This window comes from Sporosarcina contaminans, assembly GCF_042679045.1.
GTDB lineage: Bacteria > Bacillota > Bacilli > Bacillales_A > Planococcaceae > Sporosarcina > Sporosarcina contaminans.
This window is the reverse complement of record NZ_JBHTLT010000035.1, coordinates 1-20406: the sequence shown is the minus strand read 5'-3', so window position 1 is coordinate 20406 and position 20406 is coordinate 1. Positions and strand designations below refer to the sequence as shown.

At 42.1% G+C, this 20406-nt stretch carries 18 protein-coding genes and 1 riboswitch; of the genes, 4 read left to right on the top strand and 14 right to left on the bottom strand.

Annotated elements, in window-relative coordinates; all coding sequences use genetic code 11:
- Positions 1 to 6: 6 nt before the first annotated feature.
- The 5 genes from narI to ric form a co-directional block, all read right to left on the bottom strand.
- The gene (narI, locus tag ACFQ38_RS07270) at positions 7 to 699 is read right to left on the bottom strand and encodes a respiratory nitrate reductase subunit gamma (RefSeq protein WP_336823518.1); all 693 of its coding nucleotides are present in this window, start codon (positions 697 to 699) and stop codon (positions 7 to 9) included.
- A complete protein-coding gene (gene narJ, locus ACFQ38_RS07265; protein ID WP_381480227.1) occupies positions 692 to 1261 on the bottom strand; it encodes a nitrate reductase molybdenum cofactor assembly chaperone in 570 nt (189 codons plus the stop codon). Before narJ ends, narI begins: the two co-directional genes overlap by 8 nt.
- The gene (gene narH / locus ACFQ38_RS07260; protein ID WP_381480226.1) at positions 1254 to 2861 is read right to left on the bottom strand and encodes a nitrate reductase subunit beta; all 1608 of its coding nucleotides are present in this window, start codon (positions 2859 to 2861) and stop codon (positions 1254 to 1256) included. Before narH ends, narJ begins: the two co-directional genes overlap by 8 nt.
- Complete coding sequence (locus ACFQ38_RS07255) at positions 2851 to 6465, bottom strand: nitrate reductase subunit alpha (protein WP_381480225.1); 3615 nt, start codon at positions 6463 to 6465, stop codon at positions 2851 to 2853. Before ACFQ38_RS07255 ends, narH begins: the two co-directional genes overlap by 11 nt.
- Before the next feature lie 678 nt (positions 6466 to 7143).
- Positions 7144 to 7845: an iron-sulfur cluster repair di-iron protein gene (ric, locus tag ACFQ38_RS07250; protein WP_381480224.1), complete on the bottom strand. Its 702-nt coding sequence runs from the start codon at positions 7843 to 7845 to the stop codon at positions 7144 to 7146.
- Between the two features lie 300 nt (positions 7846 to 8145).
- On the opposite strand from ric, the gene ACFQ38_RS07245 reads away from it, so the two are divergent.
- The 3 genes from ACFQ38_RS07245 (at position 8146) to ACFQ38_RS07235 (ending at position 10953) form a co-directional block, all read left to right on the top strand.
- Positions 8146 to 9159 carry a LytTR family transcriptional regulator DNA-binding domain-containing protein gene (locus ACFQ38_RS07245; protein WP_381480223.1) on the top strand — a complete coding sequence of 338 codons (1014 nt, stop codon included), beginning with the start codon at positions 8146 to 8148 and terminating at the stop codon, positions 9157 to 9159.
- Positions 9160 to 9400: 241 nt separating this feature from the next.
- Positions 9401 to 10249 carry an ABC transporter ATP-binding protein gene (locus tag ACFQ38_RS07240; protein ID WP_336823524.1) on the top strand — a complete coding sequence of 283 codons (849 nt, stop codon included), beginning with the start codon at positions 9401 to 9403 and terminating at the stop codon, positions 10247 to 10249.
- Positions 10246 to 10953 carry an ABC transporter permease gene (locus ACFQ38_RS07235; RefSeq protein ID WP_381480221.1) on the top strand — a complete coding sequence of 236 codons (708 nt, stop codon included), beginning with the start codon at positions 10246 to 10248 and terminating at the stop codon, positions 10951 to 10953. The genes ACFQ38_RS07240 and ACFQ38_RS07235 overlap by 4 nt, the downstream gene beginning before the upstream one ends.
- 86 nt (positions 10954 to 11039) lie before the next feature.
- On the opposite strand, the gene ACFQ38_RS07230 is transcribed toward ACFQ38_RS07235, so the two are convergent.
- The 7 genes from ACFQ38_RS07230 to ACFQ38_RS07200 all read right to left on the bottom strand — a co-directional run bounded on the left by ACFQ38_RS07230 (position 11040) and on the right by ACFQ38_RS07200 (position 17731).
- A complete protein-coding gene (locus ACFQ38_RS07230; protein ID WP_336823526.1) occupies positions 11040 to 11549 on the bottom strand; it encodes a YfiT family bacillithiol transferase in 510 nt (169 codons plus the stop codon).
- A 153-nt stretch (positions 11550 to 11702) separates the two neighbouring features.
- Entirely contained in the window at positions 11703 to 12398 is a 696-nt protein-coding gene (locus ACFQ38_RS07225) for a S41 family peptidase (RefSeq protein WP_381480220.1), read from the bottom strand.
- Between the two features lie 110 nt (positions 12399 to 12508).
- A complete protein-coding gene (locus tag ACFQ38_RS07220) occupies positions 12509 to 12910 on the bottom strand; it encodes a hypothetical protein (RefSeq protein ID WP_381480219.1) in 402 nt (133 codons plus the stop codon).
- A gap of 66 nt (positions 12911 to 12976) precedes the next feature.
- Positions 12977 to 13801, bottom strand: coding sequence for a GNAT family N-acetyltransferase (locus ACFQ38_RS07215; RefSeq protein WP_381480217.1), 825 nt, complete (start codon positions 13799 to 13801; stop codon positions 12977 to 12979).
- A gap of 266 nt (positions 13802 to 14067) precedes the next feature.
- Positions 14068 to 15129, bottom strand: coding sequence for a ribonucleotide-diphosphate reductase subunit beta (locus tag ACFQ38_RS07210; protein ID WP_336823529.1), 1062 nt, complete (start codon positions 15127 to 15129; stop codon positions 14068 to 14070).
- A complete protein-coding gene (locus ACFQ38_RS07205; protein ID WP_381480216.1) occupies positions 15075 to 15524 on the bottom strand; it encodes a flavodoxin in 450 nt (149 codons plus the stop codon). Before ACFQ38_RS07205 ends, ACFQ38_RS07210 begins: the two co-directional genes overlap by 55 nt.
- Positions 15509 to 17731, bottom strand: coding sequence for a ribonucleoside-diphosphate reductase subunit alpha (locus ACFQ38_RS07200; RefSeq protein WP_381480215.1), 2223 nt, complete (start codon positions 17729 to 17731; stop codon positions 15509 to 15511). The genes ACFQ38_RS07205 and ACFQ38_RS07200 overlap by 16 nt, the downstream gene beginning before the upstream one ends.
- 176 nt (positions 17732 to 17907) lie before the next feature.
- Positions 17908 to 18088: riboswitch (cobalamin riboswitch) on the bottom strand.
- Between the two features lie 146 nt (positions 18089 to 18234).
- Here ACFQ38_RS07200 and ACFQ38_RS07195 point away from each other — a divergent pair.
- Positions 18235 to 18600: a PH domain-containing protein gene (locus ACFQ38_RS07195; RefSeq protein ID WP_381480214.1), complete on the top strand. Its 366-nt coding sequence runs from the start codon at positions 18235 to 18237 to the stop codon at positions 18598 to 18600.
- An 83-nt stretch (positions 18601 to 18683) separates the two neighbouring features.
- Here the strand turns inward: ACFQ38_RS07195 and ACFQ38_RS07190 are convergent, their stop codons facing one another.
- Together ACFQ38_RS07190 and ACFQ38_RS07185 are read right to left on the bottom strand one after the other, a co-directional pair.
- Complete coding sequence (locus ACFQ38_RS07190; RefSeq protein WP_381480213.1) at positions 18684 to 19934, bottom strand: erythromycin esterase family protein; 1251 nt, start codon at positions 19932 to 19934, stop codon at positions 18684 to 18686.
- Between the two features lie 229 nt (positions 19935 to 20163).
- Positions 20164 to 20406, bottom strand: a 243-nt coding sequence (locus ACFQ38_RS07185; protein ID WP_381480212.1) for a hypothetical protein, incomplete at its 5' end; no start/stop codon positions are given.

Here is a 20406-nt window from a genome sequence, read left to right as displayed (position 1 = left end):
AATACCTTATCTTCTAGTCGCTTTAGCGGGCGACCTTCTATAAAGAATATAGCTCCTTCCCGCATAATTCAATGGTACGCTCCATACGTGGACAAGTCTTGTGAACGGCCACATAGCAAAAATAAGGAAACCGCTTAAAATATGCATTTTAAATGGTAGTGGAACGGACGCCATATATCCTGCATCCGGTCGGAAAATGAGCAAAGAACGGAACCAGACGGAAATCGAATCGCGATAATCGAATCCCGGATTTACATTATTCGTCACGAGAGAACTGTAAACACCGATAAAAACGATAAAGAGAAGCAATGAGTTGACAATTAAATCCGATGTCGAAGACAATTTCCGGACATTTTTGTTCGAAAATCTCCTTGCAGTTAAAATGAACATCCCCGCAAGTGTGACAACTCCAAAAAAGCCGCCTCCCCAAACAGCACCCATATGGTACATATGGTCGCTAATGCCAATTGCACGTGTCCACTCTTTCGGAATACCAAGTCCTGCAACATGCCCCAAAATAACCGGTATGATGCCTACATGGAAAAGAAGGCTTCCGATCATTAGTTGTTTCTTCTCAATAAATTCACTAGACTTAGCCGTCCAGCCAAACTGATCGTGACGGTAGCGAAAAATATGTCCGACAATAAAAACAGCAATGCATACGTAAGGAAAAATCACCCATAAAAATTGATTAGTCATTGGCAAGAACCTCCTGTTGGATACAAGCCTTAAATGCCTCCCTCATCCCTTTGACAAGATAAAAATAAGGGCTCTCAATTTTCTCCAGTGCTTTCATCAAATGATAGGAGCCATCCTCCATAACAGCCAACAGCATGGCAAAGCTCTGCTGGGCACGGGGATCTCCTTTCCAATCCGCAGCATAGATGAACTCACACATAAGCGGAAGGAAATCGGATAACTCATTGTCCGGCATCAACAAACCGAACATTTCATATAAAACTTTCAATCGGGCAAGCATTTGCCCTCGTTCTTTCGAATCCTCATACTTCACATAAGTCATGAACAGCGTGCACTGCTTCTCGAAATCAAAAGTCTCTGTATACAACTGTCTAATATCATCAAGACTTAATTCATGCATTGCGTCCCAATATTTTTTTACGTCCGGATAGGCGGGATCAGAAGAGTCAATTGACTCTTCCAATGCCGCAGGATGGAAAATTTGTTTCTCGGGATAGGACAAATGATGAGCGAAAAAGTCGAAGACGCTTTTTTCATCGTAAAGGCGGTTTAAATCAATCACGCCAAATCCCCCCGTAGAAGTTTTCTTCATAAATTTCCTTGCCTGTTTTGCCCTTTGCAATCGGTCCACAGCCATCACAGCTTCCATCAGCACCCATCATCGAATAGCCAAATTGGCTTGGTGAGTTGGAGATGCTCTCACCGTGTGTACCCATCTGTTCGTTATAACCCGTAGAACCTTGTGAGCGGTATACGTTCATGCTCCCCTCTTTATGAGAAGTCGGGATAACAAAGCGATCTTCGTACTTACCGATTGCAAGCAGCCGATACATCGCCTTCGTTTGGCGAGCAGTCAAACCGACCCGCTCTAATTTTGATTCATCGAACTCTTTTCCTGACGATACGGCACGCATATAAGCACGCATCATTGCCATACGCTGCAATCCTTCCTTCACAGTTTCCGTATCGCCCGCAGTTAGTATATTTGCTAAGTATTGGATCGGGATGCGCATTTCTTCGATTGCCGGGAAAATCATATCCGGATTTTTGATTGAATCTTTCCCTTCAAAATAGTTCATAATCGGGCTAAGCGGTGGCACGTACCAAACCATCGGCAATGTCCGGTATTCTGGATGTAATGGAAAAGCTAATTTGTACTCAATCGCCAACTTGTAAACAGGCGAATTTTGTGCAGCTACAATCCAATCTTCCGAGATGCCGTCTTTTCTTGCCTGCTCAATCACTTCTGGATCATTCGGATCTAAAAACAAATCACATTGTGCTTTATAAAGGTCTTGCGGATTTGGCGTTGATGCTGCTTCTAACACGCGGTCTGCATCATATAATAGAACGCCTAAGTAGCGAATTCTGCCTGTGCAAGTTTCTGAGCATACAGTTGGCAATCCGGACTCTATTCTCGGGAAGCAAAATGTGCATTTTTCCGCCTTATTCGTCTTCCAGTTGAAATATACCTTTTTATACGGACAGCCCGTCATGCAATAGCGCCAGCCGCGGCATGCCTCCTGATCGACTAAGACGATACCGTCCTCTTCGCGTTTATAGATGGCCCCTGCAGGGCAGGACGCGACACAACTTGGATTTAAGCAATGTTCGCACAATCTTGGCAAATACATCATGAATGCTTGTTCAAAATTGAATTTAATGTCATCTTCTATTTTTTTAATGTTCGGGTCTTCCGGTCCTGTAATATGTCCGCCAGCCAATTGATCTTCCCAGTTCGGCCCCCATTCGAGGTCCATATATTCTCCTGAAACGACCGATTTCGCTCTTGCCACAGGTGTATGCTCTTGTTCTGGCGCGGTTGTCAGCTTTTCATAATCATACGTCCAAGGTTCATAGTAATCCTTAATTTCGGGCATATCTGGATTGTAGAAAATCTTCCCTAAGGCAATTTTGGACATTTTGGATCCGGACTTCAGCTGAAGCTTGCCGTTTACAAGCTCCCAGCCACCTTTATAGACTTCCTGATCTTCCCAATGTTTTGGATATCCGATTCCAGGCTTCGTTTCAACATTGTTGAACCACATGTATTCCGCGCCTTCCCGATTTGTCCAAGTTGTTTTGCATGTAACGCTACACGTGTGGCAACCGATGCATTTGTCCAAATTCATCACCATTGCTACTTGAGCTTTAATTTTCAAGCCAGTTTACCTCCTTCATCTTGCGGACCGCTACGTATTCATCACGCTGATTACCGATCGGCCCGTAATAATTGAATCCGTAACTGAGCTGTGCATATCCTCCTACCATTTGCGTCGGCTTCATATGAATTCGTGTAGGTGCGTTATGGCTTCCTCCACGCTCTGCCGAAATTTCCGATCCGGGCACTTGAATATGCTTATCCTGTGCGTGGTACATGAACATCGTCCCTTTCGGCATTCTATGACTGATAACAGCCCTTGCCGTCACGACGCCGTTCCGGTTGTATACTTCCAGCCACTGATTGTCTTCGATGTCGTGTTCGGCTGCATCAAGATCTGAAATCCAAACAGTTGGACCACCTCGGAATAACGTCAACATATGTTGGTTATCTTGATACGTCGAGTGGATGTTCCATTTACCATGCGGCGTCAAATATCGTAAAACGAGTGAATCTTGGCCACCGACAATCTGCTTGTCTTTTGGTCCTAACACCATCGGCGGCAAAGTCGGCTTATAAACCGGCAAAGATTCTCCGAAATCAAGGAACAGTTCATGATCAATATAGAAGTGCTGCCTTCCCGTCAATGTTCGGAATGGAACGAGCCGCTCTATATTTGTCGTGAATGGTGAGTAACGTCTACCCATCTTGTTCGAGCCACTGAAAACAGGTGTTGGAATGACTTCCCTCGGCTGTGCGGTAATGCTTGCAAACGTGAAACGCTCCGCTGCACGATCTGCCGAAATATCTTTCAGCTCTACTCCCGTATCTTTTTCCGCAGCTTCAAAAGCACGTTGCGATACACGGCCGTTCGTTGCGGATGATAGTGTAAGAATAGCTTCCGCGGCGTTTTTCGCAGTGTAGAGCTTCGGCAAGCCATCCTTTATTGTTTCATCTTCATAAATGCCATTGATCGCTTTCATCATTTCATACTCTTCCGCTACGGAGAACGAGACGCCATGTGCACCAACTTTTCCAGTCGATAAAAGGGGCCCTAACGTAATGTATTTGTCGTACACTTTCGTAAAATCCCTTTCGACCATTGTCATATTAGGCATTGTTTTTCCGGGGATTGCTTCTACCTCACCTTTTTTCCAGTCTTTCACTTCTCCATATGGTTGTGCAATTTCTTGAACGGAATCATGGCCCAATGGCGTTGTCACCAAGTCCTTGTAAATGCCCGGCAAGTACGTTTGCGCCATATGTGAGAACGTTTCCGCCAATGACCGGAAGATATCCCAATCCGAGCGCGATTCCCATAATGGATCGACAGCCGGATTGAACGGGTGAACAAATGGGTGCATATCAGTCGATGACAAATCGACTTTTTCATACCAAGTTGCCGCAGGAAGGACGAGATCTGCATATAACGGTGTTGTCGTCATCCGGAAATCCAGTGCTACAAGCAGATCCAACTTTCCTTCCACTTCATCCCGCCAGACGATTTCTTCCGGCTTCATATCCTCATTTGGCTTTGCCAACAATCCAGACGATGCCCCAAATAAATGCTTCATGAAATACTCTTGCCCTTTTGCCGAACTGGACACTAAGTTTGAACGCCAGACGAACAATGATCTTGGGAAGTTTTCAGGTGCATCCGGGTCTTCAATTGCAAAATTCAACTTGCCTGATGTTAATTGTTCAACTGTGTAATCGACAATCTCTTTCGTTGTCTTTTTGCCCGCTTTTGCTGCTTCTTCTGTCAGCATAAGGCTGTTCCGATTGAATTGCGGATAAGAAGGCAGCCATCCTAATCTTGCAGCCAATACGTTATAATCCGCCGGATGCTCGTAACGGGATTTCTTGCCTAACGGTGAAGATAACGAACTCGTTCCTCCTTCTTCATACTTCCACTGATCAGTCGCGAAGTAGAAAAAAGACGTTCCATTTTGCAATCTTGGCGGTGCTTGCCAATCACGAGCAAATGCAATTGTGCTCCAGCCTTCGATCGGACGGCATTTCTCCTGACCAACGTAGTGCGCCCAGCCCCCGCCGTTTTTTCCTTGGGATGCCGTCAGCGTCACTAAGTTTAAAATTGAACGATAGATAGTATCGCTATTAAACCAATGATTGATCCCCGCTCCCATAATAATCATTGATCTTCCGTTCGTATCGATCGCGTTTTGAGCAAACTCACGAGCAATTTGAACGACCAATTCAGGCTTAACGCCCGTTACCTTCGCCTGCCATGCAGGTGTGTAAAATGATTCGGCATCATCGTAGCCTTTCGCATCCCATTTGCTGCCTGAACGCTGGATGCCGTATTGACTCATCATGACGTCGTACACAGTTGCAACGTAACGCTCAGTTCCGTCAGCACACTTCACTTTCTTCGCTGGAATAGCGCGAGTGAAAACGCCATTGCCGCCATTGTCAAAGTAAGGGAACTGGATTTCTTTCCATTCGGCGCCGTGGTCAACAACGGACATCGCCGGTTCAATTTTTGTGCCATCTTCATTTTCAAGGATCAAATTCCAATCGGTATCTTTTTCCCAACGTTGCCCCATCGTTCCGTTCGGCACAATTACTTCATTTTTCACTTCATCGAATATGAGTGGCTTCCATTCCGCATGCTCAGATTCTTGACCTATGTCGCTCGCTCGCAAAAACCGCCCCGCTTTATAGCCCCCTTCATGCTCTTCGAAAATGATTAAAAACGGCATATCCGTATACTGTTTTGCGTAATCGATAAACATTGGCTCTTTCCGCTTTTCATAGAATTCATCCAAGATGACATGAGTCATCGCTTGTGCAACAGCTGCGTCTGTACCCGGGTGTGGAGAAATCCAATCGTCAGCATGGACAACGCTTTCCGCATAATCCGGAGCGACCGAGACTGTTTTCGTTCCTTTATACCGTACTTCCGTCATGAAATGCGCATCAGGGGTACGAGTGAGCGGTACGTTCGAGCCCCACATAATGATGTAACCTGCGTTAAACCAGTCGCTCGATTCAGGCACGTCTGTCTGTTCTCCCCAAATTTGCGGTGAAGATGGCGGTAGGTCTGCATACCAGTCGTAAAAGCTAAGCATCTCACCGCCTAATAATGAAATGAAGCGTGCCCCCGAAGCGTAGCTGATCATCGACATTGCAGGGATCGGCGTAAACCCGGCAATCCGATCAGGTCCATATTTTTGGATTGTGTAAATCAATTGCGCGGCGATTAAAATCTTGGCGTCATTCCAATGAATCCGAACATGCCCGCCTTTTCCTCTCGCTTTTTTGTATTCTGTCGATTTGACGGGATCTTCAACGATACTCGCCCAAGCTTTAATTGGGTGCTTATGTTCAGAAAGTGCCTCACTCCACATACGCCATAATTTTCCTCNACAACCCCTCGGCTCGAATTCCGGCATATCAGGGCCACATGATGGATAATCAATTTGCTGATTTTCCCAAGTGATAATGCCGTTCTTTACGAAAACCTTCCAGCTACAAGATCCCGTACAGTTAACTCCATGCGTCGTACGAACAACTTTGTCATGCGACCAACGTTGACGGTACATGTTTTCCCAATCACGACTTTTTTCTTCAAGCACTGACCAATTGCCTGAATAGCGTTCCACCGGCTTAAAATACTTCATACTAAACTTGTTCTTAGACATAGAACCATTTCACTCCCTCTATCAGAATGGCAGTAATCATGAGAAAGAGACGTACTATCCAGACTGTAGTCAAAGTATCTTTTTACTTTGTCTACAGTCTTTTTAAGGATTTCAGTTATGAGATAGGTGTTTGCCCAGCTTGGCTTGAAAACGCTTGTCAAGGAAGGCAGTATAGATGCGCGACATCTTTCCATAAAGGGCGCGTAAGAGGCAAATCGAACCCTTCGCTGTTCGATTCGCAGTATGCGAGCGTTTGTCAACAAGCTGTATCATCGCCTTATACGTTACATGTTAAAGATTAATCAAAATAGAACCATTAGGGTTTTCCCTATTTCTGGTTTTGTTCACATGATTCAAACAAAAAAGTCACCATTTCGGCAACTTTTTGTCATAAAGATTCAAGTTAGCTTTAACAATTATTGTTAACAACAAGACGTAGAGATTGTTAATTTCCATTTATGATGGTTGCTTTCCACCAACAAAGTGATCAAAAAGGGATATGAGTTCCTACTATTTTCTCAGCAATTAAACTGCGCCCTCCCTTTTAGTACTTCTCTTTTGTTCGTAGAACCCGATCTTCGTTACCGTGTTCTCAACGATCTGCTCTAGCCCAACTTCCACTCCCATCAACAAAGCTTCGTTAATCGATGCAAAAAATCGATTATTTTAAATTATTCATTAATTTAAATGAGTTTTCACTCGTTCAAATAGAATATTGTTTTCCAAATGGACATGTTCAAATGTATCCTTCTCCAATTGTTCGAGACGCGCATAAACGAGGCGATACGTTCCGCAGGCGTCCTTAGGCGGAGTGAAATGATTAGTAATTTCCCTTAACTCATGGAAAAGTGCACCTGTATTGTCATGCTCCTCTTCTAACTCCGCTACATGTGGTCTAAGTTTATACTTTAATTCTTCTGACGGATTCTCGAAGAATTTTAGTATCATCGGAAACACATTTAAATCCTCATCATCGGTATGATCGATCAATTCTTTGCGCAATGTATTAAAAATCTCCAGCACCTTCAATAAATGTGGATCACGTTCTCCATGCACACGGGCCACCTTTGTAACATAAGGAGACAATAACGGAAGCTCTTCACGCAAGCTTTCATGATATTTTTCTTGTATGTAAGCAACCAAAGTCTTTTCTCCGAATGAAGAAGGATGCATACTTTGGCGACTTACCCATTTCTCCTCCATTTTTTGTACCTTCGCCAGCACATCGATCGGGGCAAGCTCCCTTTGTTCCGCGGCTTCCCGAAGTGAAATTTTGCCCCCACAGCAGTAGTCAATCCGCAGCTTACGGAACAAATCAGCGCTTTGAGGCAGAACAGTAACGATTTCAGAGACATTTGTTTCAATTGTAAGTTGGCTCATCGATAACTCCTCCTTCAAATTTTCAACTCTTCTTGCTTCCCATCATAACGAAGCCTGCATGCTTCCGATATTAGGGAAATGCCTATTTCGGCAGCAATCTGTTAAAAGATGAAAGTTCGGAAGTACGAAGTCTGGTATGTTGCCGCTTCCAAGCTGACACTTTTTGTTCAAAAGTACGAATGGGATCCTTTGGATCTATCTGTTCATTACGGTCCTTCTTTTCATCAGCGCGTTTTGAAAGCACTCAAATACTGGTATACTATTTTTAGAAAAAAGAGTTCAAAAAACGGGGGCTATGATGTGTCACTTCACTTTATCAAAGCAGAAAAGCGGGTTCTTGATTCGGTCATCTTCCCTGCTTTTGATTTATTGGTCAATCCAGGAAAAATTGCGGCTGTGCATTCAAACGTCAATATCCGTGAACAGTTGATCGAACTGTTGCTTGGAAGAACGGTGTTATCAAATGGAGAAATTTTAATTGGTGGGAGCAGCTTTTCGGAAAAGAAATTAACAATTGGTTTTCTTTTTTTGCAGAGTGGATTATATGAAAGGTTAACTGTTGAAGAAATGTTGCGGTTCACACAGAGGCTATATCATTCAGATACATCTGTAGATGAGACAATCCGTGCGATTCAATTGGAAGCGATGCGTAAAGTGAAAATTAAACAATTATCCTTTTCAGAAAGAAAACGGGTTCAATTTGGCTGTGTACTTTTACAGGATCCAGATATCTTTCTATTAGAGGAACCTGACCAAAACATTGATCTTGAATCAAAACGTATTTTTCTATCGATCCTCCAGTCGCTTAAAAAACGTGGAAAAACGATATTCATTTTGACAATGAACCTCGAAAGCGCAATTACGAGCGCAGATGAAGTGTACCGTTTAGATGAAAACGGTTTACACAATGTTTCGATCGAAAACCCAAAAGAAGATATAGAGGAAACTATAGCAGAGCCGATACTTATTCAGCCTGTCCGTTTAGAAAAAATACCGACGAAAGTAAACGATAAAATCGTGTTATTTGATCCGTTGGAGATTGACTACATAGAAAGCAGTGATGGGCAATCTTTTTTACATATAAAAGGAGAATCCTTTCCAAGCGTTTTCACATTAAATGATTTAGAAGAGCGACTGTCGCCGTTCGGCTTTTTCCGTTGCCATCGGTCATATATCGTCAATTTGCAAAAGGTTCGGGAAATTATTACGTGGACAAGAAACAGCTACAGTCTCATATTAGATGATGCCCCAAAATCAAATGTGCCATTGTCAAAAACAAAAATGGCTACGTTAAGAGATAGGTTAGGGCTCTAATTTGTAGAATCATGTTTTATTTCCCCGGAAATAATTCGACGAAATGTGACTTATCCATGGAAATTTCAAGTCAAAATAGACTCCGTTCATAAAAAAAAACAATTTCATTCAACCGGAAAATTGCTCTTATTAGATGCCAATTCGCTCTTTTCACGGAGAATATAATGCCCCTTCTCCCGCACTCCTATAAGCTTGAATCAGGTTAGCAAATCGACCTCAAAACGACATAGGGGGAAGCGAGATGGAAAACATTATAGAAGTTGAACGACTGGAAAAGATTTTCGCCAATCAAACTGCAATAGAAAGTGTCAGTTTCCAAGTTAAAAAAGGCGAAATTTTTGGTTTCTTAGGGCCGAGTGGTTCAGGAAAAACAACTACTATTAAAATATTGACAGGACAGTTAAACCCGACGAGCGGCGTTGCGAAGGTGTTCGGAGAACCAGTCTCAATGTTAAAGAAGCCTGCTTTTCGAAAGCGATTTGGCGTGTTGACTGACAATAGTGGCCTATATGTACGATTATCAATTTACGATAATTTGAAGCTCTATTGCGATTTATATGATGTGCCTCATAAGAAAATCGAAGAAGTGTTGGAATCTGTCAATTTAGTAGATGAGAAATCAAAACGGGTTGCTGCATTATCAAAAGGAATGAAACAAAGAGTGACGCTTGCTCGTGCTTTGCTACATGAGCCTGAACTCCTATTTTTGGATGAACCAACATCGGCATTAGATCCTGCGAATACGGTGCATATTTACAAAGGGCTGCGTGCTCTTAATGAAAAAGGAACGACCATTTTTCTGACGACGCATGATATGCACGAGGCAGAAACGCTATGTAATCGAATTGCATTCCTAAATAAAGGGAAAATCCAGTTATTGGATACACCAAATAATCTTAGAAAGCAACATTCTGATTCAACGATTACAGTTGAACTGAAAAATGATGAAAAGCTTGTTATTCCGACAGGTGTTGAAGGAGCCCAAGTTTTGTTTGAGCATATGAAACGAAATGAAGTAGCAACGATTCATTCGAATGAGCCGACTTTAGGGGATATTTTTGTAAAAGTGACTGGGAGGGAACTAATATGACATTTTCATGGAAGCGGATGAGCGCAATTTTAATAAAGGATTATAAGGACTTTTCACGGAATATGGCTGTATCAGTCGTCATTTTCATGCCGCCTTTATTAGCTGCCTTTTACGGCAGGATAGGTGTCGAATCGCTTGACGCGTACTATATGATTTTCAACATGACGTTTGCAATGGTCGGCGCATTTGTGCAAAGCTGCTTAATTGCTGAAGAAAAGGAAAAGAATACGTTGCGTGGCCTTATGCTATCACCTGCCAACACTGCTGAAATATTGAGCGGCAAAAGTTTGCTATCATTCATTCTAACGATGGTCGTTATCGTAGTCAGCGCATTCCTTAGCGATTACTATCCGCAAAACATTTTTGTTATTACTCTATCGTTCATCATTTCCGCTCTTTTCTACATTGCTTTAGGCACATTAGTTGGCCTTTTCGCAAAATCAGTAATGGAAGCATCCGTCTATGTATTGCCCGTCATCGGCATATTCACATTCGGTTCATTCATCGCTGTATTTGCCGACAAATATCCTGTATTAAAGGCGGCTAACTATATGCCGAACGCTCAGCTAATCGAAATTGCCACCGCTGTGGAAACAGGTGCAGGATTCGGTGATGTCTTATCGAATCTGGTTGTTATTCTTGCCTGGGTTGTTGTATTTGCAGTTTTGACGATCGCTATTTATCGGAGGAGAATGGTAGATTAAGTGAAGAGGGATTATTGAAATGCTATATAACAAACAAAACCGCTCCTATTCCGAGCGGTTTTGCTGCCTATTAGATACATATGATGTCATTTGGATAATGCGATTTTTATATGGGCCAAATGATGCTCTTCGTGCCAACAAAGCTTTGCAATTTTTGTTGCAACTGCGATTTCACCGTTTTCTTGATGAGTGAAAATCCGCTCCAATTGATTCTCGGTTAAGTGATGACCTAAAGATACGACGCGCTCGTTGATTCCTTCCAACATTTTAATCGAACTTTCTACAGGCAAGTTGGTATCCGGCTGGACAGCCCATTTGTCTTGATCAAAGGCGGGCACTACGGGATTTTCATCAGTTAAAGCCAACTTCAAACGTTGATACATATTTAACTGGGAATCCGCAATATGATGAACAAGTTGACGAACTGTCCAGCTGCCATCACGATAAGTTTTGCTTAATTCCTCATCGTTTAATGAGTCAACAGTGTCTCGCAATCGGTCCGTATAGGTTTCGATTTCCTTTAACCATTTTTGAACATCTTCGAAATTTACTTTTTCAGGAACTTGTAATTTCCCAATCGGAAATTGCACATCCATTTTAAATCCCCCTTTTCATAATTAAATAGGTCATTCCCTCTTCTTCCTATTCATTAATTTTCACCATTTCCAAACGTAACCAAGATGCCCTTCCTTTACTGTTCAAAATAGAAGCAGTATCTATAAAAAACATTTCGATTCAACATAAGTGATTTAGTTCTGATTAACAATTGAATCAAGTGCCCTTTCCAATTGCCGATCCTCTTCATTTAAAAGCTCTTCTGCTGTTTTCGATATAGGCATATCAATTAGTAAAGTATTCTTTTCATCCTTAGTGGCTGGTCTTATAAATTTTGTTTGGGAGATTGCAATCTTTATATTTGAATTCGGCAATTCAATCAGTAATGGATCGCCAAAATGTGTAGGGTTTTGACCCACTGGTCCCCCTATAATTTTACCCAAACCATTATCTTTCATAATAGTTGCAAACATTGCACCAGAACTAAAAGTTCCCGAATCCGTAAGAATATAAATATCTTTTGAATAATCACCGTTATGTTGCCTTACAGATGAATCGTTGTAAAGTCTGTAGGAATCAACATTTAAGTGTTTCAAAAAAGAATTTATAACTCTTGAATCCCCACCGCTATTAAACCTTAAATCAATTAAAATACTTTCTATATTGTTTTTATCCACGGAGTCAAAAAATTGATCAATTGTCGATTCATAATGTTGATTATATATTGAATCAACTAGTTTAAAATATCCTATTTTAATACTGTTTTGCATTTTTATTTCCCAGTTATAGGGAGGTCCCTCTTTGTCTTTCTCAATTTTATCAAAGCCTATTTCATATTCTATTATTTCACCATCTCTTTCTACTGTTAAAATGATTTTGTTTTGTTCCAAAAGGCCCAGCGACTCCAGCAAAAAATCCAGGGTCAGAAAATTAATCTGGTGCTGAAACCAAGCTTCATTATCATAAGATATATATTTTCTTAGCTCATTTATTACTACGTTTATATTTTTCCCTGATATTTGAAGGACCTTATCCCTTTTTTTGCCACTTGACTGCTACTACTGATAATAATAATTTCCGAATCCAAATTCAAAAGTTGAATCGGTAATTTAGTCGTTTTCTCATCTATTAACACACCCGTATGGGAATCCCCAAGTATTGCGAGTATCTCCATTATCTTCACCTTAAAATAATTTTCGGATACTTCTTCTGTTAGTGAACTTCTATATTCATCTACTTTTTTTGAGACATATTCAATTTTCTCTATATCCGGATGAATTTCATTAAGTTTTTCATTCAGATAATTTAGATCCTCTTTCAATTCCTTCACATTCAAATGATTACTTTGATTGGAACAACCAACCAGTAACAGAAATAACATTAATATTAATAATTTTTTCAATCATTATCACCATCAAAGCCTTATACATAGTTTTATTTATAGCACAATAAAACTGTAAATGAACAATCACTCCAATGGAAACTCATATCCAACATAGTTAAACACATTTTTAAACCCTAAGCTTTCTGCGACAGCAACAGAAGGTTTGTTCATTTCCATGCAATCCCAATAGGGAATGATCTTGTTCTCCAGACAATCTTTGACGAAACGATGGGCGATCCTTTGGGCTAGTTTTTTCCCTTGATGAGCCTTTACGGTTTCAATATGAATGCCATGAACATTGCCAGCGACAAAACCTGAAAAACAAACACTTACGACTTCATTTTGATGAATGATACAGTACCCTTTTCCACTTCTAAAGAAAGCTTCAACTGAGGGCCAAAACTCTACTATTTTTGATTGCAAAAAGTCAATATTTTTTATGGATTCATCAGTAAAAAGCTCTTCCTCGATCTGCAACACTTCATATCCGAACTCTGTAATGGGTACGGATTGTTCTCGATAATCTTCCAGGTGTAGTGTATAAACCTTTTGATTCCAACTTCCCAACTTACGATGCTCAAATATTGCCTCTATGACAGGACCCCATTTTTCATGATTACCCATTGCTTCAAACCATTTCAATTGGACTTTTTTAGCTTCCGGTCTAATTGTATTGTCAATAAATCCATTTATTTCGCTAGTGAAACTCTCGTTTTGTTCACTTCCAAAAAATATGAATCCATCATTATTCCCTAACCATATCAGTCCTGATGCAGGATTGTTGCCATCATCCACAAAAATACGGCCCGGATTTATATTTTCAACAACTGCTAACGCTTCTAATTGCCCTTGTTCGTGTAATATTTTTCTGCATTTGCGATATTCGGCTTTATCCAATTCTATGATCATAGTACGTCTCCCTCCTCTTTTATTTCTTATTTGCCAATGCTATTTCTACCAACCCTGTAGCTCGTATAACTATATATGAGACACTAAAATAATTATACACTGAATTGTTCAATTTTACTTAACTGTCTATAAAGTATTGTGACAATAGAGTTCTATGTCAATTGAATGAATGGCAACGCAAAAAGGATACAAATTCATTCCGAATTGTATCCCAATGCTATTTATTTTATGAGTTCTTACTTTTCTCGCACTGAAAACGGAACGCCTTACAAATCATCAAACCCATTCAAATCGCTCGTCTTCACGTATTGTCTTGACGTCTGTTCAAAGAAATCCGTTTTCGTGTCATCAAAATTATCGACGTAGGCGCGGATCCATTTCATCGGATTGTCCGTGAATTCCGGGTAGATTTCGCTTAATCCCAACATGCGAAGCATTTTGTTGGCGCGGTATTTCACGTAACCCGCCATTTCATCGAGATCGATGCCTTCGATGTCTTTCAATACATAGCGGCTCCAGATGATCTCCTGATCGACAGAATGACGGAATTGATCGTAAATCCACTCTGTGAACTGTTCGGTGTTGTACTCCGGATTTTCAGATAGTGCGGCACGGAAAATGTCACTAATTGCCTTGCCATGCTGGAGCTCGTCACGGTTAATATAAGAAATCATCGTAGACGTTCCAACCATTTTCTGATGGCGTGCCAAATTATAAAAGAAAGCGAATCCGCTGTAGAAAAAGAGTCCTTCCAACAATGTTGTGTAGATCATTGCCTTCAGCACTGTTTCAATCGTTGGATTTTCTGCAAATTCGTTGTAAATATCCACAATCCGCTCATTCCGTTTCATAAGCACTTCATCGGTACGTCCCATTTCAAAAGAAGCTGTCTGCTTGTCCAACGTCGTGACCGACGATAAGACGTATGCATAACTATGGTTATGCTCGCTCTCCTGGTCGGCGATTGTCGCCATAATCGATTTGACGGATGGATCCGTTGCAAAGTCTGCAATTTTCATCGCAATAACGGTTTGCGGACCGTCCAACGTTGCAAGCAAACCAATGATTTTCAGAAACGCTTCTTGTTCGCCTTTCGATAAATTCGGGAATTGCTTAACATCTTGTGTCATATCCACTTCATTTGCCGTCCAGAAAAGTGCACGGATGCGCTGGCGCAGTGTATAGAAATGCGGATGCGCCAAGTCATTCCAGTTTAAAATGCCGCTTGCCTTTCCTCCGAAAATTGCCGTTGATTTGTTTGGATGTGCTGGATTCAGCACTTTAACGCGTGTAAGTGTTTCCAATGTTGCACTACTCCTTTCGACCATTCAATGACTGTTTGCTCCTGTGAACCGCGCGGACTTTGCTCGATTTTGAGCGGTGCAATGGCAGAATGATAAAACCACGCCAATTTGACTGCCGCATTACAAAAGAGATCATCTCCGCCAAATTGTGTATCGCCAGTTCCGAAGACATATACATGCTCCGGTTTGTAGCCAACGTCTGCGACGAAATCTTTCACTTCGTCAGGCGTCGCTCCCCGGTCCCAAGTAAAGCTGCCGATGATCATTGCATCAAACTGCCGAACATCCGGGACAGGGACCGTACCGATGCGATGTACTACTACATCTATTCCCCCTTGTAACAGCTTCTCCTCAATGATTTCCGCCACTTCCTCTGTATTGCCGCTCCAAGATGCATAAGCGATTAAGAATGGCACCATTCACACTCCTCTATATCCGAAGCGGTCGACCGCATGTAATAAGAAGTTTTCATGTTTGATTCCCATGCTTGTAAATGGAGGTCAAGCAACACAGAAGCCCGGATATTATTCGGAACATAAATATTAAATGAAATCGACTGATCAATATGTCGCTGCCTTGCTGCATTTTGCTTGATGGACCAGCGTTGATCGACTACATACGCGGATCTGCGATAGACATCGTACGTATTATGATCTAAATCCGGGGCAATGACAGGAAGTCTATAATCTTTCTTTTCTTCATGATAGAACGGCTTGAAAATCGGATCGATCGAAGCAGTCGAGCCAGCAATGACCGATGTTGAACTATTCGGGGCAACCGCCATTACGTAGCCGTTGCGCATACCGTTTGTTGCGACATCGACTCGCAGTTCACGCCACTGCATCGAATCATAGCCCCTCCGCTCAAAGTATGTTCCCGTTTGCCAGTCGGATCCTTCGAATAAAGGATATGCCCCTTTTTCCTTTGAAAGTTCCATTGAGGATTTGATTGTCAAATATGCGATCTTTTCATAAAGCTGATCCGCCAATTGTACTGCCTCTTCCGATTCCCATCGGATATTGGAAATTGCCAAAAGGTGATGCCAGCCGAATGTTCCAAGGCCGATGCCGCGATAATTCCCGTTTGTCCGTTGTGCCTGAAGCACCGGGATTTTATTCAGCTCGATGACGTTGTCCAACATCCGCACTTGAATTGGAATCAGCCTTTCTAAAACGCCTGCTGGAACCGCTTTTCCAAGATTGATAGAGGAGAGATTGCATACGACAAAGTCTCCCGCTTTCGATTTCGTAACGATGACATCATCTTCAAGCTTCACAGATTCAAACGTCGTTGCGCTCATGTTTTGAAGGATTTCTGAACATAAGTTACTTGAATAGACGATTCCTTCATGCTTATTCGGATTCATGCGGTTCACTTCATCGCGATAAAACATGAACGGCGTACCCGTTTCAAGCTGGCTGCGCATAATACGCTTCATGATTTCAATCGCGGGAACGGTTTCTTTTGTTAATTCCGGATGATTGACGCATTCCTCATACTTCTCACGGAATGAGCCGCTTCCTCGCTTTTCATCATAGTAATCTTCAAGAGAATAGCCCATCACTGTGCGCACTTCATGCGGATCAAACAAATGCCAGTCTCCCCTGCTTTTTACCTTCTCCATAAACAAATCAGGAAGGCAGACGCCTGTAAAGATGTCATGCGCACGCAATCTTTCATCTCCGTTGTTCAATTTCAAATCCAAAAAAGTATAAATGTCTCGATGCCACACATCCAAATAAACCGCGACTGCGCCTTGTCTTTGCCCCAATTGGTCAACGCTCACTGCCGTATTGTTCAATTGTTTAATCCAAGGTAAAACACCGCTCGATGCACCTTTAAAACCTCGAATCGCAGCTCCGCGAGAGCGTACTTTTCCCATATAAACCCCGATGCCACCACCATACTTGGATAAGTTCGCAACATCCGTGTTGCTGTTATAAATACCTAACAATGAATCATCAACCGTGTCGATGAAGCAGCTCGACAACTGGCCATGCGGCTTGCCCGCGTTCGCAAGCGTCGGTGTCGCAACAGTCATATATAAATTGCTCATCGCCCAATAAGCTTCCGCAATTTTGACATTCCGGTCGTCCGTTTCATTTTGCATTAGCGTCATCGCAATGACGAGCCAACGTTCCTGCGGCAATTCAACAGGACGCTTGTTATAGTCAACTGCTGCATAGCGGTCCATTAAAGTTTTCAAACCGATATATGTAAATAGCTTGTCCCTTTCCGGGTCGATCAATTTCCCAATAGCAGAAAGCTCCTCGCGCGTATACTTCTCCAAAAGTTCGGGCGCATAAAGACCCTTTGCAACAAGATCTTCAACATGTGCAACAAAATCCGAATAAGGCTCGCGTCCACATAACTGCTTTATTTGTGTATACATTTCCCGCAAATAAAGCCTCGCTGCCACGAATGTCCAATAGCCAGAAACTTCATCAATATTGCTAAGTGCTTCCAAAATCATTGCTTTTGTCCACTCGGAGTCACTGTGTCCCGGATTACGCTCTTTATAGCGTTCGCTAGCCTTTTCTAATAATGCAATTTTATCGTACCCAAACTCTTCCTGTAGCGCTGTCAGTCTCTCTTCAACTGCTGTTTTTCTCGTAAAAATGGTCATCTTTTGATTCTCCCTCCTAAAATGAAACGCAAAAAAGCGATGATGCCACCTCTTCGGCAGCGTCATCGCGCATAGATGTTGTGTAGGAAACAATTCGGGAAGCCCTCATTTACACTTTCATGAAAAATGAAAACAGCAAACCCGCTCGCTTCCACCTCTCAACCCCCGAAGAAAGTGTTGCTTGACGACGGACGGCAGGTCTCCTGGCTAACGCTTCATTCTCCCGTCTCCCTTCCCGCAATCACGATTGCAGTGGTTTTCAAGACGGTCGTCGGCGATTACAGTTGCGGGGACAGCTCCGGATTTCCGGATTCCCTTTTTAAACCGATAACGGTACCATTCCATCGTTCAATACTATATATTGTGTCTTATGTACATCTACTACCCTAACATGTTGTGGTTTAATCGTAAATAGGTAAAAAGATATTTTGAAAGTTTTTTAGCTTTTTCTATACTTTTGATCTTTCATATGTGATGATAAATAGAAAAAAGGAGAATTGCAAATGGCCGATTTAACAGCTATTACAGCTTGGACATTCACAGAAGAAGTACCCGTTCCAGATGACATCGCTGAATTACTTATTGAAGGTGAAGTTGCCGAAGTTGCATACAAAACAATTCGTGATGTTGCAGTTGTTACGAACAAAAGATTTATAATTGCGGACAAACAAGGACTTACGGGCAAAAAAGTTGAAATCTATACGATACCTTTCAGCTCAATCATTATGTATTCAAGTGAAAATGCAGGAAAAATTGATTTGAATGCTGAAATTGAATTATGGACAAAAGCAGGCAAGCTTAAATTAAATTTGAATAAAAAAGTTGATATCCGTAAATTAGATAAAATCATCGCAAATGCAATCTTATAAAATCACCAACAATCCAATAAAAAAGGACACTCAAACTGGATTCCGTAAAGCTTTGATTCCACTGAATCCAGTTTGTATACTTTTTACAAAGGCTCCAACGCATTCGTCCTATCCATGAACATAAACCCGTCGTAACGGCTGCCAACCCTTGACGATACATAGTTCCCATACGCTTCAAACTCCGGGTTATAGACAACTCCGATAGCGCGATGGCCAATCCATTCATTGAATAAATGACGGTTTTCCTCTGTAAACAAGATAACTTGATCCTTAGGATTCGCTGCATGCATCTGCCCTTCCCATGAGTTGAATTTGGCGGGTGGAACGTTCATTTTTTGATGAGGCTCCCCCCAGCCTTCGCCAGCAATGACGCATCCTTCATACGTTCCGAAGCCGATGGCAAATGTGTCCTTCCTTCCATACTTTTCGCGGATGAGCTGCCCGACATTAATCATTTTATGGTCGGCCATCGAAGTTTCCGAAGCATCGCCGAGATGAGTATTGTGCTCCCAAATGATGATTTTTGCATCGTCGCCATGGTAGTTCAAAATCTCGTCGATCGCCTCCATCATATGCATATCGCGTATATTCCAAGAGATGGCGTCGTCCTGCATCATCGCCCGATAATATGATTCTGCATTTTTCGCGACTAATGCATTCATCGTCATATTCAAGTCCTTCTCCTGCTCATTCGAATAAAGATCCTCATGGCTACGGATCGTTGTCAGCAAACTGGAAACTTCACTTATGCACTCATCCGTGAAGTGGGCAGTCGACAGCGCATAATGCTCTGGCATCCGGTTATACGGCTCAAAACAGGAGAACGCCTTTTTCGCCAACTCCAAATCCGCTTGAAACTGTGGATTCTCTCTTAGAAATCGAAGCAATTCATCGATTGATTCATATAGGCTATACATATCGATTCCGTAAAATCCTGTTTTATTTGCTGCAGCTTTTCCTTCATTTTCACGTTTCAACCACTCAACAAGCACCGCAACTTCTTCATTCGCCCACATCCAAGTCGGCCAGCGATTGAAGGATTGTTTCAGCAATTGCTGAGCGGATTTTCCTTCTTTATCAAAACCTTTCACATAGCGATTGACCGCTTGGGCGGACGGCCAATCTCCTTCTACCGCAATAATAGTGAACCCTTTTTCCTGAATAAGCCGTTTGGATAATGCCATGCGAACTTTGTAAAACTCAGAAGTTCCATGCGTTGCTTCACCGAGCAGGACCATTCGGGCATCCCCAATTGTGTTCAAAACTATCTCAAGTGCTTGATCATTTAACGGGAAGGCATACTCTTGGATGGCAGACACTAATCTTTTCGACAAACTAATCCCCTCCTCTATCGATAGCATACCCATGGTGGCAGTATGGAAACCGAGAAGGATGAATCAAGTCTATTTCAACGAAGATTATGTTTACCTCCGATTCACGTACGTTTACCACCGATTCTTGAGCCATTACCACCGATTCGGACGTGTTTACCACCGTTTCTTCGACCGTTAACACCGATGCGGGCGTGTTTACCAACGATTCGAGCAATTAGTCATCGAAAGGCTACAATTCGAGATGATTTGGAATGAATTTCTGGCCATTTCCTATAGTGAGAAACGTATCACCACTCTGATAATCGTTATCACTGCTCAGCCAAGATTTATCACCATTTGACCAATATTCCCCATAAAAACAACCCAGACTGTAGGGGCTGTCCAGAAAGTCAGTGAAAACTGATTTTCTGTGATAGTCCCTTTCTGGTTGGAGAATAAATGGGGAACCCCTGACAACCGTCGCTTTCCGTTC

Bases quoted from the DNA above. Each gene is read 5' to 3' on its own strand.
- narI (WP_336823518.1), bottom strand. From the start codon at position 699: ATGACTAATCAATTTTTATGGGTGATTTTTCCTTACGTATGCATTGCT.
- ACFQ38_RS07235 (WP_381480221.1), top strand. From the start codon at position 10,246: ATGACATTTTCATGGAAGCGGATGAGCGCAATTTTAATAAAGGATTAT.
- ric (WP_381480224.1), bottom strand. From the start codon at position 7,845: ATGAGCCAACTTACAATTGAAACAAATGTCTCTGAAATCGTTACTGTT.
- ACFQ38_RS07200 (WP_381480215.1), bottom strand. From the start codon at position 17,731: ATGACCATTTTTACGAGAAAAACAGCAGTTGAAGAGAGACTGACAGCG.
- ACFQ38_RS07210 (WP_336823529.1), bottom strand. From the start codon at position 15,129: ATGGTCGAAAGGAGTAGTGCAACATTGGAAACACTTACACGCGTTAAA.
- ACFQ38_RS07230 (WP_336823526.1), bottom strand. From the start codon at position 11,549: ATGGATGTGCAATTTCCGATTGGGAAATTACAAGTTCCTGAAAAAGTA.
- ACFQ38_RS07205 (WP_381480216.1), bottom strand. From the start codon at position 15,524: ATGGTGCCATTCTTAATCGCTTATGCATCTTGGAGCGGCAATACAGAG.
- ACFQ38_RS07195 (WP_381480214.1), top strand. From the start codon at position 18,235: ATGGCCGATTTAACAGCTATTACAGCTTGGACATTCACAGAAGAAGTA.
- ACFQ38_RS07240 (WP_336823524.1), top strand. From the start codon at position 9,401: ATGGAAAACATTATAGAAGTTGAACGACTGGAAAAGATTTTCGCCAAT.
- ACFQ38_RS07215 (WP_381480217.1), bottom strand. From the start codon at position 13,801: ATGATCATAGAATTGGATAAAGCCGAATATCGCAAATGCAGAAAAATA.